Annotated in this window: 13 protein-coding genes, 1 tRNA gene and 1 pseudogene; 5 read left to right on the top strand and 10 right to left on the bottom strand. The window is 71.5% G+C overall.

Going from position 1 to position 14278, the window contains the following annotated elements; genetic code table 11:
• The 5 genes from FUT87_RS02695 to FUT87_RS02675 form a co-directional block, all read right to left on the bottom strand.
• The coding region (locus FUT87_RS02695; protein ID WP_147239997.1) for a diguanylate cyclase domain-containing protein at positions 1–829 on the bottom strand (829 nt) is incomplete at its 3' end.
• On the bottom strand, positions 826–1401 hold the full coding sequence (locus FUT87_RS02690; RefSeq protein WP_147239996.1) for a YfiR family protein: 576 nt from the start codon (positions 1399–1401) through the stop codon (positions 826–828). The genes FUT87_RS02690 and FUT87_RS02695, both read right to left, overlap by 4 nt.
• 10 nt (positions 1402–1411) lie before the next feature.
• The gene (locus tag FUT87_RS02685; RefSeq protein ID WP_147239995.1) at positions 1412–3376 is read right to left on the bottom strand and encodes a TonB-dependent siderophore receptor; all 1965 of its coding nucleotides are present in this window, start codon (positions 3374–3376) and stop codon (positions 1412–1414) included.
• Positions 3377–3579: 203 nt separating this feature from the next.
• Positions 3580–4665 (bottom strand): ABC transporter substrate-binding protein, encoded by a 1086-nt coding sequence (locus FUT87_RS02680; protein ID WP_255511627.1) that lies wholly within the window; start codon positions 4663–4665, stop codon positions 3580–3582.
• Positions 4666–4797: 132 nt separating this feature from the next.
• A complete protein-coding gene (locus FUT87_RS02675) occupies positions 4798–6129 on the bottom strand; it encodes a hypothetical protein (RefSeq protein ID WP_147239993.1) in 1332 nt (443 codons plus the stop codon).
• Positions 6130–6335: 206 nt separating this feature from the next.
• Between FUT87_RS02675 and FUT87_RS02670 the strand changes: the two genes are divergently transcribed.
• Positions 6336–6695, top strand: coding sequence for a hypothetical protein (locus tag FUT87_RS02670; protein ID WP_147239992.1), 360 nt, complete (start codon positions 6336–6338; stop codon positions 6693–6695).
• A gap of 596 nt (positions 6696–7291) precedes the next feature.
• Here the strand turns inward: FUT87_RS02670 and FUT87_RS02665 are convergent.
• The 5 genes from FUT87_RS02665 to FUT87_RS02645 all read right to left on the bottom strand — a co-directional run bounded on the left by FUT87_RS02665 (position 7292) and on the right by FUT87_RS02645 (position 9748).
• A tRNA-Gly gene (locus FUT87_RS02665) sits at positions 7292–7364 on the bottom strand.
• A 36-nt stretch (positions 7365–7400) separates the two neighbouring features.
• Entirely contained in the window at positions 7401–8177 is a 777-nt protein-coding gene (gene arsH / locus FUT87_RS02660) for an arsenical resistance protein ArsH (protein WP_147239991.1), read from the bottom strand.
• A complete protein-coding gene (locus FUT87_RS02655; RefSeq protein ID WP_147239990.1) occupies positions 8170–8868 on the bottom strand; it encodes an MIP/aquaporin family protein in 699 nt (232 codons plus the stop codon). The genes arsH and FUT87_RS02655 overlap by 8 nt, the downstream gene beginning before the upstream one ends.
• A 4-nt stretch (positions 8869–8872) precedes the next feature.
• On the bottom strand, positions 8873–9376 hold the full coding sequence (locus tag FUT87_RS02650) for an arsenate reductase ArsC (RefSeq protein ID WP_147239989.1): 504 nt from the start codon (positions 9374–9376) through the stop codon (positions 8873–8875).
• A gap of 45 nt (positions 9377–9421) precedes the next feature.
• Entirely contained in the window at positions 9422–9748 is a 327-nt protein-coding gene (locus FUT87_RS02645; RefSeq protein WP_147239988.1) for a helix-turn-helix transcriptional regulator, read from the bottom strand.
• Between the two features lie 342 nt (positions 9749–10090).
• Here FUT87_RS02645 and FUT87_RS02640 point away from each other — a divergent pair, with 342 nt between their 5' ends.
• The 4 genes and pseudogenes from FUT87_RS02640 to FUT87_RS02625 all read left to right on the top strand — a co-directional run.
• On the top strand, positions 10091–11956 hold the full coding sequence (locus FUT87_RS02640; protein ID WP_147239987.1) for a hypothetical protein: 1866 nt from the start codon (positions 10091–10093) through the stop codon (positions 11954–11956).
• Positions 11957–11985: 29 nt separating this feature from the next.
• Entirely contained in the window at positions 11986–12654 is a 669-nt protein-coding gene (locus FUT87_RS02635; RefSeq protein WP_147239986.1) for an SH3 domain-containing protein, read from the top strand.
• A 126-nt stretch (positions 12655–12780) separates the two neighbouring features.
• On the top strand, positions 12781–13329 hold the full coding sequence (locus FUT87_RS28305; protein WP_147239985.1) for a filamentous hemagglutinin N-terminal domain-containing protein: 549 nt from the start codon (positions 12781–12783) through the stop codon (positions 13327–13329).
• Positions 13329–14278, top strand: a pseudogene (locus FUT87_RS02625) (filamentous hemagglutinin); the annotation flags it as partial. The gene FUT87_RS28305 and the pseudogene FUT87_RS02625, both read left to right, overlap by 1 nt.

Here is a 14278-nt window from a genome sequence, read left to right as displayed (position 1 = left end):
CCTGCAGCGCGGCCGCGTCGGGCCGCGGGGAGAGCAGCACCGCGAATTCGTCGGCCGACAACCGCGCGGCCGCGTCGCCGGGCCGGCAGAGCTGGCGCAGGCGCTGGCCGGTCGCCTGCAGCGCCGCATCGCCGGCGGCGTGGCCGAACTGGTCGTTGATCTGGGTGAAGTTGTCCAGGTCCAGCAGCAGCAGCGCCGCGCCGCCGTCCTGGCGCAGCGCCTTTTCCAGCAGCCGGCGCAGGTGCTCGCGGTTGGGCAGGTCGGTGAGCGCGTCGAAGCGGGCGAGGTAGCGGGTGCGGCGCTCCGCCTCCTGCATCTGCGCGCGCAGCCGCTTGGACAGCAGCCAGGCCAGGCCGGCGGTCGCCGCCAGCGTGCCCAGCGTCGCGCCGATGAACTGCGCCAGGTCCCACCACATCGGCAGCCGGCTGGCCTCGACGGACAGCGTGCCCACCGCCTGGCCGTCGGCCATCACCGGCACCTCCAGCGCCACCTGTCCGACCCAGGCCTCCAGGCGCGAGCGCTGCGCGGCCGGCCGGGTGTAGACCGCGGACGGCTGGCCGTCGCGCTTGAGCAGCCGCGCCCGCAGCGTGGCGGGATTCTGGCGCAGCGCCTGCAGGATCTCGCCGGCCTCGTCGCGGCTGTCGAAGACCAGTGCGGCGGAGGCCGTCTGCGCCACGATGCCGGCCTGGGTGCGCAGGTCCTCGAGCTGGCGCTGCTGCAACCGCCAGTACTGCATCACGCTGAGCAGCAGGGCGAAGGTGAGCAGCGCGGCCAGCGACACGGCCAGCTCGCGCCAGCGTTCCAGCGCGTCGAGGATCTTGGCGTTCATGGCGAAGTGGCGGGGTGACGCACGTAGCGCGCCAGGCGCAGCAGCTTCGCGCTGATGGCCAGGCCGGCGCGCCGGACGGCGTCGAGGTCGACGTCGAAGACGATACGCCCGTCCTCGATCTGGAGGTTGAGCATGGCGCCCTGGTCCAGCATGCCGGCCTGGTCGGACAGCACCAGCACGGGCTGCCGGTCGAGCAGGGCGCGCCAGGCGGGTCTGGGTTCGGACAGGTAGAGCAGGTGGCAGCCGGCGAGCTGGTCCGGGCGGGCAAGGCGGCGCACCTCGATCGCCAGGTGCCGGATCGAGCGCCCCGCCAGTCCCTGCAAGGCCGTCTCCAGGCCGCTGTCGCCGGCGGTGCACAGCTGCAGCGCGCGGCCGTGTTCCCGCTCCGCGGGCCAGTTGACGAACATCAGCGCGCGGTAGACCACCTCGGCCTTCAGGCCGTCCGGTCCGGCGGCCTGCGCCGCGACCGGGCGCAGCGGTGCCGCCCCTGCGAGCGCGAGCAGCAGCAGCGCCGCCATGCGCCAGGGGCGCAGGTCGGTCGGTCGTCGAAGCAGGCGAGCGCGCATCGGCATCGTCGGCGGCTCAGAAGGCGGTGCGCCAGGCCAGGCGCCAGGCGCGACGCGATTGCGGGATCGCGCTCAGCGCGGCGTCGGGGGACGAGGGGTCGAGGTTGTCGCGGTCCAGCAGGTTGTCCACCTGCAGCGCCAGGCTCTGGCGCGCGTCGATGCGGTAGCTCAGCTGGGCGTTGACAAAACAGGCCGGCGGCACCTTCACGCGTCCCAGCCGCGTGCCCAGCGCGGTCCACTCGACGCCGAGCTGCCAGGCTCGCCATTGCGGCGTGATCGCATGGCCCTTGACCATCCAGGTGGGCGCGTTGCTCAGGCGCCGGCCCTGCTCGTCGCGGGCGTCCATCCAGGAGGCGCTGGCGCGCCACAGCCAGCCGCCCTCGACGCGCTGCTCCACGCCCAGGTCCAGGCCGCGCAGCCGCACGCGGCCGCGGTTGACGTACTGCACCACGGCGTCGGTATCGTCGCTGAGCGGCACCTGTTCGATCAGGCGGTTCAGGCGGGTGTCGTAGAGGTTGGCGCTGAGCGCCTGGCCGGAGGCGAGCAGGTATTCCCAGGCGAGTTCGGCGGAGCCGAGCCGCTCGGGCTTGAGCCCCGGATTGGCCAGCTGCGTCTGGCCGCCGTCGTCGTAATAGCGCTCGTAGAGGTTGGGCGAGCGGAACGAGCGCGCCCACATCAGCTTCAGGGTCTGGCGCTCGTCCGGCCGGAAGACCAGCACGGTGCGCGGCGACAGCGCCGGTGAGAAGCCGCGGGCGTGGTCCAGCCGCAGGCCGGTCGTCAGCTGCCAGTGCTGCGACAGGCGCCACTGGTCCTGCACGGACAGCGCGGCGGAATCCTGCGAGACGTCGCTGTCGAGCCGCGACTCGTAGGGCGCCACTTGGTAGTTGCGCTGGATGCCGTAGGGCGAGGTGCGGATCTCCGCGCCGGCCATCAGCTCATGGTTGAGCAGGCCGCGCCAGAGCACGCGCGCGTCGAGCGTGAGCCACTGGGCATAGGACTCGTCGCGGTCGACGACGTCCGGCGACTGGCCGAAGACGTAGCGGCCGCGGAAGTCGTACTGCGACAGCCCCAGGCGCAGGCTGCGCCGCAGGTCGTCCTGCCAGCCCTCGTCGTAGGCGGCCTCGACCATCAGCTGGCGGTCGGTGTAGCGGGTGCCGGACACGCCGGGCAGGGTGCCGTAGGGGGCGGTCGGCGCGTCCTTGTCGCGCTGCACCGCGGCCATCGACAGCTTCCAACGGCCGAGCCGGTACTTGGCCAGCACCGCGGCCTGGCGCTCGCCGTCCAGGCCGCGGATCCAGCCGTCGGCGGTGCCGAGCTCCGGGAGGAAGAGCGTCTCGCCGGCGGTGCGCTGCAGGTTCAGTCCGATGAAGAGGTCGCCGCCCGCGGCGTCGGTGGCGCCGTAATGCATTTCGACCCGGCGCTGCCCGCGCGAGCCGGCGCTGCCGAGCACGGACAGGCCCGGCGCGTCGGCGCCGTCCAGCGTGACGACGTTCACGACGCCCAGCAGCGCGTTGCTGCCGTAGATCGACGACCCCGGCCCCTGGACCAGCTCCACCCGCTTGGCCCATTCCGCGACGACGGGGAATTCCAGCTGCGGCAGGCCCTGGTCGTAGATGGCGTCGTTGACGCGCTGGCCGTCGATGGCCATGAGCACGCGGGAGTTGTAGTCGCCGGGCCGGTTGAACCCGCGCACGCCGAGGTTGCTGTAGCTGCGCGTGTTGCCGAGGTAGACGCCGGGCAGGCGGCCGAGCATGTCGCCGATGGTCTGGTGGCCCAGCGCGGCGGACTCCTGGCGGGTGATCACGCTGACCGCGGCGGGCGCGTCCATCAGGCTCTGGGCGTAGCGCGACGGGCCTTGCACCTCGCGCCGGAGCAGCGCCTCGAGCTGGTCCTCGTCTTCCGCGCCCGGCGCCGCGTGGGCGCCCGCGTGCGTGAGCAGGCCCAGCAGGCCGCATGCGGCCGATGCGATCAGGTACTTCACGAGGCAACGCCGTGCGGCGGCAACGGCGGTGGTGGTGGGGAGGTCGCGAAGCTTAGCGACGGAGGGCGGAAAGCGCGCTGTCAGACTTCACGGAAGCGACATGAACGGCGGAGACGGTTGCACTGTTCGGAAGCCGGACCCAAGGACCGGCGCCGCCGCCGCTCGCCGCGAAGGCCCACGGGGTGGCGCGAGCTCCGCGGGGCTCAACGCACCAGCCGGCCGCCGACGCCGAGCACGGCGAAGTCCACGTAGCGCGACGGCGCCTGGCCCTTGCCGAAGGTCAGGCGGTGGCCGCCGACGTCGGTCTCGAAGCCGCGTTCCAGCGTCTCGGTGAGGGCGGCCGCGCCGGGGGCGCTGCGCTCCAGGGCGCGCACCAGCGCCTTGGCGGCGATGAAGCCCTCCAGCGAGCGCGAGGACAGTTCCGGATCCTTGGCGTTCTGGCTCAGGCGCAGGTAGTCGCGCACCACCTCGCGGTCCAGGCGGTCGTCGGTCGGCAGCACCAGCGAGAAGGCGAAGCCGCGCGCGCGCTCGGGTCCGAGCTTCTTGAGCAGCGCCTGCACGTCGATGATGGACATGCCGTACAGCCCGGCGCGTCCGCCGGCGGCCTGGTAGCGGCTGGTGAACTCGATCGCGGCGGCGGTCGTGGCGGCGAGGAAGATCACGTCCGGCGTCTGCTTGACCATCTCGTCCACCGCCTTGCCGACCTCGGTGGTGTTGCGCGCGTAACCCGACTGGGCGACCAGCGTGAGGCCGTGGGTCTTGGCCGAGGCCTGCGCGCCGGCCAGCGCGTCGCGCCCGAGGCCGTCGTCCTGGTAGACGACCGCGACGCGGGTGCGGCCCATCTCGCCGAGCTGGCGGAACAGGCGTTCGACTTCCTCGCGGTAGCTCGCCTTGACCGGATACATGCCGCGCGCCGTGAGGATGCTGGTCGCGCCGGAGATCGCGCCGACCATGGAGACGTGGGTCTTCTCGAGCACGCCGTCCTGCTTGAGGGCCTCCAGGTTGGAGGTGCCGACGGTGCCGATCAGCGCCGTCGGGGCGTCCTGGGCGATCATTTCCTTGACCAGCCGCACCGTCTCCTCGGGCTTCTGCGCGTCGTCGCGGGTGACGAACTTGATGCGCTGTCCGCGGACGCCGCCGCGGGCGTTGACCTCGTCGATCCAGAGCTTGGCGCCGGCGCGGATGGCCTTGCCGGTGACGGCCTGCGGCCCGCTGAACGGGGCGACCTGGCCCACGACGATGTCGGCATGGACCGCCGGCGCGGCGGCCAGGCAGAGGAGGGTCAGCAAGCGGCGGGCAGCGCGAGGGAGGGCGAGGGTCATGGTCGTGACGGCGGGCATGCGGGGTCCCGCATTGTCGTCAATGCGGCAGCGGCAGTCATCACGGCCGGGCGAGGGGAGGACGCGCGGTGCGCCCGGGGTTCAGTCCGTCTCGCGGGCCGCGCGCATCAGGAACGGAGTGCCGATACTCCAGCCGAGCAGGCGCCGGCAACCGTCGACCTCGTCGTGGGAAGCCGCCCTGGGCAGTTGCTCACCGGCCACCGTGCGCTCCAGCCCGGCCAGGACCGGAGCGAAGCGTTCCCGCATGGTGGCCGAGCGTGTGGCGAGGCGCTCGCGGCAAGTCGCCGTGAAAGCGACTTGCGCCGAGGGCGACAGGCAGGACAGGAAGAAGATCATCTGCCGCCAGCCGAAAGCAAGCGTCTTGCTGGCGCGCTTGCGTTGGTGGCGGGGCACGCTCTCCGGGATCACGCGGCGTTCGAGGCGGTCCAGCACCGCGCCGAAGGCCTGTCCGGCGAGATCGGACCAGCGGTCGTTCAGCAGCGGTTGCAGTTGCAGCACGTCGACGAGCACCCCCAGGTTGTGCGTCGTCAGGATGGCGGCCTGCTCGATGACCGCGCCGTTTCGCGCGATGGAGCTTCCTCCGGGTGGCAAGGCTGCGAGTTCCAGGCAGTAGTCGTCGAAATCGGGGCAGACCTTCGTGCCCCACCGTTCCTCGATCTTCGTCATCGCGAGCACGCGCTCGACGTCGATGCCGTAGTAGCGGCTGTACAGCGCTCCTCCCGGCAGTGAGGCGAGGTGGCGTATCGCGATCGCTGCGGCGCGCACGTACTTCGCCGAGAAGGTGCCCATGAAGATGTCAGCGGCGAGCTCCTCGACGAGCGGAAGCCAAGGACCAGCGTCCGCACTGGCTTCGCGCTCGACGGCCATTGGCGGCCGGGCGACCTTTGCCAGCGCGGTCAGCTCCGATACCAGCTTGTTGGGCGTGATGGTGGCGGGGAACGCGCCGATGGCGAAGGCCGAGAACCGGCGCAGCAAGTCGCTTGCGGCGGGTTGTGGGTCGGCGTCGGCGCTGGCCTCCAAGGCGGCGATCCAGGGAAGCTCCGCAAACCGCACCTGATGCTGCAGCCACAGCAGCAGCAGGGAACGTCGACGACGGAATGCCCGGTAGCTGGCGGCATAAAGCGCGCGAGCGTCAGCCTGGCTGAAGCGTGTGGCCAGCACCGGCCCGGTGAGTTGTGGAAGCAGCGCCGCCAGTGCCTCGCCTGAACGAACCACGCGCGCGGCGACGAGCTTGTCGAGCGAGGACTCCTGCGCGGTGGAGAGCCGATCGAGGAGGTGTCGGGGCAGATGGACGCCGGCCTGCACGGCCTCGCGTTGCTCCGCGTGCGTGATCGGCCGAGCTGCCGCAGCCGCGCCCAAGCTGCCCAGGGCCTCGCCGGGCTCGGCCAGAGCCTGCAGGCGCTCGGCCAGCACGTGGGCCAGGCGTGCGTGGCTCGGGCCCGCCAGCTGCGTTCGCGCGGAGCGCTGCGATGCCGCTCCGAGCCGGGTGCGCCGTGGGCGGTCACGAATCCCGCCAGGCGCAGACGGGTTCGGGCAGCAGCGCGGGAGCGACCGTCGGGATCGAGACCCGGCCAGGCGGTGAGCGTGGCGGTGAGCTGGCCCAACACCTCGTTGGGACGATGCACCCGCTGGCAGCGTCGATGGCGCGCGCGGGCAGCGGCGACCGTGGCGAGGAGTTCGGTCCGTCTCGCCTCGAAATCGTCGGGGAAGCGGGCGAAGGGCAGACCGCCGGTGATGTGGCGCGTCGGCCCTTCACCGTCGAACTGGGGCGGTGGCCCGTCCACGGTCTCGAGCAGCAGCGCAACCAGCGCATCGGTGAGCGGCGCCCAAACCTCGTAATGCTCGCGCATGGCCTCGACCTCGTCGGAGGGGCGCTTCTGCGCCAGCGTCTCCGCGAGCGCGTGGGCGCTGCGGGCCAGCACTGGCGCCTCAAGGCCGACCAGAGGATCGGGAAGCGACGCTCGGCGGGCCTCGGGTAGAAGCGCAGGCGATCGAAGAAGGGCTCGATTTGATCGAGGACCGCGGCGGCCGTCGCGGGCGCGCCGTGCGCGATCAGCCACCGGATCGCCAGCAACGCGCCTTCCTCTGGCAGGTCGACGCGGTACTGGCGGGAGGCCAGACGTTCCGCTAGTTCGGAGAGGCCGATCGGGTCGAGGTAATGGCCGTTGAGCGCGGTGCGCGTGCTTGCCATCACGAGCCCAAGGCGCTCCGCCAGGGCGAGTTCATGTGCTTGCCAATCGCCGCCCGCCGCTGGCTGGCCGCTCGCGAAGCCGCCGCGTAGCACCTCGGGCGTCACCCAGGTCGGAAGTGCCGCATACGGCTGCCGTTCGCCGACCTGGGCCTTGCCGGATCCGAGGTGATCAAGCAGCCGCAGCAGACTTCGTACGCGGGCGGCGGCCTTTTGGCGCAGCCCCAGGTTCTCATGTGTCGCTGCGGCGCGCAGGGCCCGGGCCAACTGGCCGGCGATATAGCTGGCTCCGGTGGCGGCCTGGCCCGAGCTTGGTCGCGGATCCTTCGAGTCGTCGCTGGGCTGGGTCATGAGCGGGCAGTAGGGAGCGCTGCACGCGGCAGGCGGGCTTGGAGGCAGGGATCGAACCTGCGCCTCGCGGGTAGGAAGCCCACGGCTCTTCCAACTGAGCTACTCCAAGATCGCGCGCATCGTACGGGATCGGGCCGCCGTCCCGTCAAGCGCAACCGCAGCGGCTAGCTCCCGCTCCCGGCGAGCAGCCGGTCGCCGCCGCGAGATCGACGCGCTTGGCCAGCGCCGCGGCGCTCTCCTTGCGCTCGCTGTAGCGGTCCAGCAGGTAGGGGCCCAGGTCGCGGGTCAGGAGCGTGAACTTGAAGAGCTCCTCCATCACATCGACCACCCGGTCGTAGAACGCGGACGGCTTCATGCGTCCCGCCTCGGTGAACTCGGCGAAGGCCTTGGCGACCGACGACTGGTTCGGGATGGTGAGCATGCGCATCCAGCGGCCCAGCACCCGCATCTGGTTCACCGCGTTGAAGGACTGCGATCCGCCCGACACCTGCATCACCGCCAGCGTCTTGCCCTGCGTCGGACGCACCGAGCCCGTCGACAGCGGGATCCAGTCGATCTGCGACTTCATGATCCCGGTCATCGCCCCGTGGCGTTCCGGCGAGCACCAGACCATGCCCTCGGACCAGGCGGCGAGCGCGCGCAGCTCCTGTACCTTCGGATGCGACTCGGGGGCGTCGTCCGGCAGCGGCAGGCCGGTCGGATTGAAGATCCGCACCTCCGCGCCCATCGCCTCGAGCAGGCGGGCGGCCTCGAAGGTCAGCAGCCGGCTGTAGGAACGCTCGCGCAGCGAGCCGTACAGCATCAGGATGCGCGGCCGATGCCGCGACGGCGCGGGCACGGCCAGGCGGTCCTGGCTGGGCACGTCGAACAGCGCGCCGTCCAGCGCGGGGAAGTCGGCATCGGGGAAGAGGAGATCAGACATGGGGCGCGGGTGTCGAGGTGGGGGAAGGGGCGTGGCGGAGCTCGCCGGGAGGCGGGGACAGGCAGCGGTTCACGCCCACGGCGAGGGCCGCGCCGATCAGCTCGGCGACGATGAAGCCGGGCGCGCTGGCCGGCGCGATGCCGGCGAAGCTGTCGCTGAACATGCGGCCGACCACGGCGGCCGGGTTGGCGAAGGAGGTCGAGGCGGTGAACCAGTAGGCCGCGCCGATGTAGGCCGCCACCAGGGCCGCCACGAGCGAGGCCGGCGCGCGCAGGATCACCAGCAGCAGGCCGAAGGTGGCGACGCCCTCGGCGATCCATTGGCCCGTGCCCGCGCGCGGCTTGGAGGAGAACTGCAGCAGGGTCATGTCGAACATCGCGTGCGCCAGCCAGGCGCCGAGCACCGCACCCGCCAGCTGGGCGACGACGTAGGGCAGCAGCGCGGGTCCAGGCAGCGCGCCACGCCAGGCCATGACCAGGCTGACGGCCGGGTTGAAGTGGGCGCCGCTGATGGGGCCGAAGACCTCGATCAGCACGACCAGGCCGCCGACGGTGGCCAGGGTGTTGGCCAGCAGCGCGATGGCGGCGTTGCCGCCGGCGAGCCGCTCGGCCATGACGCCGGAGCCGATCACGATGGCCAGCAGCAAGGCCGTGCCCAGGCCCTCCGCGAGCAGTTGGCGACGCAGGTCCATCGCGTCAGCTCCGCGAGATGGCGGCCAGCGCCTGCTGCAGTTCCGTCCGCCCCATCGTCGCCAGCGGCAGTTGCAGCAGCTGCAGCATGCGGTAGCCGATGGCCTGCCGCGTCAGCTCGAACGCGCGGCGCTTGCCTGGCTCGCCGCCCTCGGCATCGGACGGATCCGGGTATCCCCAGTGCACCTTGACCGGTTGACCGGTGCCGCCGAAGAAGACCGGGCACTGCTCGGCCGCGGCGCTGTCGCACACGGTGATGACGATGGACAGCGGCGGCGCGTCCGTTGAGGTGAACTCGTCCCAGCTCTTGCTGCGGCAGCCCGCGGTGTCGATGCCGGCGGCTTGCAGCACATCGAGGGCGAGTGGGTTGACGCGGCCACTGGGCGCGCTGCCGGCGCTGAAGGCCCGGACGTCCTTGCCGAGTTGCTTCGCCCAGTGATTGAGCATGCCCTCGCCGAGCACGCTGCGTGCGGAGTTATGGGTGCAGAGGATCAGCACGTGGACAGTCATGGTTCAGCGGCTTCCGGGAGGTGAGGGCAGCAATGGCGCGGGCATTCAGCAGCCGCAGCCGGGCGTGGTCGACGGCAGGGCGCAGGACGCGCCCTGGCAGCAGTTCTCGGTGAGGTAGCCCAGCAGCTCGTTCATGCGGGCGTAGGCGGCGCGGTAGATGAGGTTGCGGCTGGAGCGCTCCTGCGTCACCAGCCCCGACCCCACCAGCTCCTTGAGGTGGAACGACAGCGTCGCGGCCGGCACGCCCAGCCCCTCCTGGATCGCACCGGGTGTCAGGCCGCTGTCGCCGACAACGACCAGCGCGCGATAGATCTGCAGGCGCAGCGGCTGGGCCAGGGCGCCCAGGGCGCGGACGACGTCGTCTTGTTCCATCTTTCGAGAATAGTCGAAATGATGGCGGAGAGCAATGCTTCCGATCACCGCGGTTCGGGGCGGGCGAGCGAGTCCGCTGGCGCTGGCTTGCTCAGGGCGCCATTCGGGTCATCAGGAGTCCTTACACTCCGCCGCTCAAAGAACGAGGACCACCGGCGATGGCCGGCCAGGGAGCGAGGAATGGGCATGAATGCGAGGACGCGCGCGGCTTGGGGCCGGGCGCGAGGATGGTTGGCCTTGTGCGTGGGCGTCGTGGCGCTCAGCGCCTGCGGAGGTGGCGGGGGTGGAGGATCGGATGCCGGCATCAGCCCGCCACCGGCGGGCGCGGCGTCGCTGATTCCCGTGGCCCCGGCACCCGGGGCGGTGCTTCAGGCCGATGCGGCCACGCTGCGGCCGCTGGCGACCGGCCACCTGTGGCGCTATCGCGGGGTCAGCGTGGTGCAGGGCAATGCCAGCCCGGCCTACACGACGGACGTCACGATCGCCGCGTCGGGCGGGGCCTGGACCGAGTCGGCGACCAACGCGAACAACGAGGGCGCCGCGTCGCATGGGGTGGCGCTCGAAGGCGGCAGCGTGGTGGTCACGGAGCAGTTCGACTTCACCGGCAAGGGATCGGGCGAGACCGTCCGGATGACGCAGCTGCGCTCGCCGGTGCGGGTCGACGACCAATGGACGATCCTGGAGCGGCGCTTCACCGACACCGCGATCGATGTGGACGGCGACAAGCGGACCGACGCGGTCGACGTCGCGATGTATGCGCGCGTGATCGGCGAGGAATCGGTGGCGTTGCCCCGCATGGCGGCGGTCAAGGCGGTCCGCGTGGACACGAAGCTGCTGGTGCGCGTCGTGCCCAGCAGCACCGGCACGCCGGGCGAGGTGACGACGCTGGAGATCTCGGACTGGTATGCGCCGGGCATCGGCCTCGTCCAGGAGCGCACGCGCGCGCCCCTGCCCAACAGCACGGTGCTGCGCGAGACGACCGAGGTGCTCCTCGGCTACGACATCGGCAGCGATGGCGGCGGCATCGCTCTTTACCGTTCCGCACAGGTGCCGGCGACGGCGCAGTCGATGGCCGGCGAGTTGCTGCCGGAGGCGGACAAGATCGTCGCCGTCGGGGAAGTCGGCAACGAGGTGCTGCTGTTCCAGCAGTCCAGCGCGAGCACGGCTTCCGACCTGATCGTGTCGCGCCTGGATCGCAACGGCCGGGTGCTCGACACGTTGCGCCACACGGGGCTGTCCCGCAACGGGGTGGTTCCGCCGATGCTGCACGCGAGCGGAGCGGTCGTCCTGGGTCGCGCGGAGAACCGGCCGGCCGAGGAGGTGCAGCTGCTGAGCTTCGACGCTCGCGGCGCGCTGTCCGCGACGCGGCCGACGATCAACCTTCGCAGCTCGAGCGATTTCCCGGATCAGGCGGTGCAGTTCGGTCCGGTGTCCGCCACCACGGACGGCCGGATCGTCTGGCTGCTGTGGGAGCGCGCAGGCCTGTTCGGGACCGCTCCGACGCTGGTGCTGCGCGGCTTCGACATGAACGGCGCGCCGACGGACCGCGAAGTCCGTCTCGAGGGATCGGCGACCAGCCAGCAGCGGCTGGCGATGTCGGGGCGCTACGTGATGGCGACGTGGAAGCGGCGCAATCCGATCAGCGGTTTCGACCAGCAACTGGCCGCCATCGAGCCGAACTCGCTCAGCGGCACGCGGATGACGATCGCCTCGGACCTGTCAGCGTTTCCGAATTACGTCACCGACTATGGTTTCTTCAACCAGATCACCGGCACCACCCTGGCGTGGGTCCGCGGCCTGGGCAGCGGGAGCGACCTCCCGGGCGTCGGCATGCTGCGCGTCAGCGGCGGGATGATGCCGCTGCGCGCCACCACCGGTCCGCTCGATACCGAACTCGTCGCCGGCCTGCCGCCGACCGGGTCGATGTCGCAACTGGCCGGACGCGGGCAGCGGATCTTCCACATGCAGGTCGTGCGCGGCGCGCCGTGGTCCGACATGACGGCGGAGCCCACGACGCTGCTGAAGCTGAGCTGGGTCGACGCCGAGGAGCGCCCGCTGAGCCAGACGCCGGTGCGCTCGGTCGAACTGCTGCCGGATCGCGCGGACATGCCGTCGACGATGGTGGCGCTGTCGGACCGGGTGCTCGGATTCAGCGGGGTCACGCAGCTCAGGACGACGGTGATGTGGGTGCCGAAGGAGGCGCGGTGAGGGGCCTCGGTTTCCTTGGGACCCTGTCCTTGCTGCCGAGCCGAACGCTGATCCTGGCGATCGGCCTCGGGATCGGTGGAGCGGCCCTGGCTTCCGGCGGCCCGCCGGAACCGGCCAGTTGCGACTTCGCCGCCTTCGTCGAGGAGACCGATCCCGCCGGGCTCAATGTGCGCGCGGAACCGTCGAGCGCCGCGCCGGTGCTGGGCAAGTTGCCGCCCGTCTGGACCGATGGCTCCGGCATGCGCGCGCGCGTGCTGGTGAAGGTCACCGCAAGCTCGAACGGCTGGTTCCGCATCCGCGAGGCCTTCGACGATGAAGCCTTGACGGGCCAACCGGCGCGGCCGGTCTACGAAGGCGAGGGCTGGGTCAGCGGACGCAAGCTCATCGTGAAGTCGCAGGCCAACGCCGGCCGCACCCGCCCCGATCCCAAGGCGCCCGTCGCCGTCCGGCTCAAGGACGGCCTGGTCTTCGACGGCAGCAGCACGATGACGGCGGGTCGCCTCGTCGATTGCCGCGGCAGCTGGGTGCAGGTGGATTACGACGAAGCCCGCTTCTCCGCCGAGATGCGGCCCTACCTGCAGGTCTCGCCCGCCGCCCGTGCCGGCCAACCCAAGGGCCGCTTCCGTGCCTGGCTGGATCAGATCTGCGGCATCCAGGAGACGACCTGCGATGGGTCGTCGTCGCTCGACGCGAAGTAGATTCCCGGCGCGGACCGCCACGGTCCGCCGGGCCAACTGCTCGTGGAGGCCGACATCGGCGTGAATCCATCACGCTCCGGCGCCGTGTAGTCCAACGCCTGACACCAGCTTCCTCCGCCGGCTGCTATGGCCGCCGCGATGCGCTCCCTAGAGTCGCCCTCGACACCGCCAAGGCGGGGCTTCTCCACGGGACGCGAAATGAATGCAGGGGCGTTGAACCATGTCTTCCGACTGGTCTGGTCGGATCACGCAGGCAGCTATGTGCCGGTACCCGAGTTCGGACGCGCGCGCGGGAAGCGCTCGTCGGTGGCATCCGCCGCGATGCGCTGCGCCATAGCCGCGTTGGCGCTGGGCGGTGCCAGCGCCGGTGCCGCGGGCCTGCCCACCGGCGGGCAGATCACCCAGGGCAGCGCCACGCTGACCCAGAGCGGCAACACGCTGCTGATCCAGCAGTCGACGCCCAAGCTCGCCACGAACTGGCAGAGCTTCAACATCGCCCCCGGGTCGACGGTCCAGTTCCAGCAGCCCTCCGCCGCCTCCATCGCGCTGAACCGCGTGACCGGCGGTGACGTCTCGCTCATCCAGGGCGCCCTGAAGTCCAACGGCCAGGTCTTTCTGCTGAACCCGAACGGCGTGCTGTTCTCCTCCACCGCGCGGTGGACGTGGGCGGGCTGATGGCCTCGACGCTCTTGCTCTCCGATGCCGACTTCATGGCCGGCCGCTATCGCTTCGACGGCGCCAGCGCCGCGTCGGTGCTCAACCAGGGCGCCATCGCCGCCGCGTCGGGCGGCTCGGTTTCGCTGATCGCCGCGAAGGTGATCAACGACGGCACCATCGACGCGCCGGGTGGCCAGGTGAACCTGGCCGCCGCGCGCACCGTCACGCTCGACGCCGGCGGCCTGGCGCGGCTGACGATCGACCAGGGCGCGCTCGATGCCGCCGTCGCCAACGGCGGGGCGATCCGCGCCGACGGCGGGCGCGTGCTCCTGACCGCCCGGGCGCTCGACCAGCTCACCACCGCGGTGGTCAACAACACCGGCCTCGTGCAGGCGCGCACGCTGGCCAGCGGCCGCAAGGGCGAGATCCTGCTGCTCGGCGACATGGCCACCGGCACGCTCAATGCGTCCGGCACGCTGGATGCGAGCGCGCCGCTCGGCGGCGACGGCGGCTTCATCGAGACCTCCGCCGCCCATGTCAACAACGGGACGCTGCGCGTGGACGCGAGCGCCGCGCGCGGCACCGGAGGCCAGTGGCTGATCGACCCCTACGACTACACCATCGGCGCGAGCGCCGCCGGCACCATCTCCAGCGCCCTGGGCAACGGGACCAGCGTCACCGTCACCACGCAGAGCAACGCCGCGGGCTATGGCGCCACCGGCAGCGGCAGCGGCGACATCACCGTCGCCAGCGCGATCACCAAGTCCTCCGGCGGCGCCGCGACGCTGACGCTGCTGGCCGACCGCAACATCATCGTCAACAGCCCGATCACCTCGACCTCCGGCGCGCTGGGCCTGACGCTGAGCGCGGCCAACAACGCCTCCTCCAGCCTGGGCGGCGTGGCGGTCAACGCCAACCTCGCGTCCAACGGCGGCCGCATCCTCATCGGCGGCGCGGGCGGCAGCAC

The sequence above is a fragment of the Mitsuaria sp. TWR114 genome, from assembly GCF_007997345.1.
This window is presented reverse-complemented; position numbering and strand designations above follow the sequence as displayed.

Excerpts from the sequence above, each read along its gene's own strand:
- FUT87_RS02690 (WP_147239996.1), bottom strand. The coding sequence starts at position 1,401 with ATGCCGATGCGCGCTCGCCTGCTTCGACGACCGACCGACCTGCGCCCC.
- FUT87_RS02670 (WP_147239992.1), top strand. The coding sequence starts at position 6,336 with ATGCACCCGCTGGCAGCGTCGATGGCGCGCGCGGGCAGCGGCGACCGT.
- arsH (WP_147239991.1), bottom strand. The coding sequence starts at position 8,177 with ATGTCTGATCTCCTCTTCCCCGATGCCGACTTCCCCGCGCTGGACGGC.
- FUT87_RS02655 (WP_147239990.1), bottom strand. The coding sequence starts at position 8,868 with ATGGACCTGCGTCGCCAACTGCTCGCGGAGGGCCTGGGCACGGCCTTG.
- FUT87_RS02650 (WP_147239989.1), bottom strand. The coding sequence starts at position 9,376 with ATGACTGTCCACGTGCTGATCCTCTGCACCCATAACTCCGCACGCAGC.
- FUT87_RS02645 (WP_147239988.1), bottom strand. The coding sequence starts at position 9,748 with ATGGAACAAGACGACGTCGTCCGCGCCCTGGGCGCCCTGGCCCAGCCG.
- FUT87_RS28305 (WP_147239985.1), top strand. The coding sequence starts at position 12,781 with ATGGCCGCCGCGATGCGCTCCCTAGAGTCGCCCTCGACACCGCCAAGG.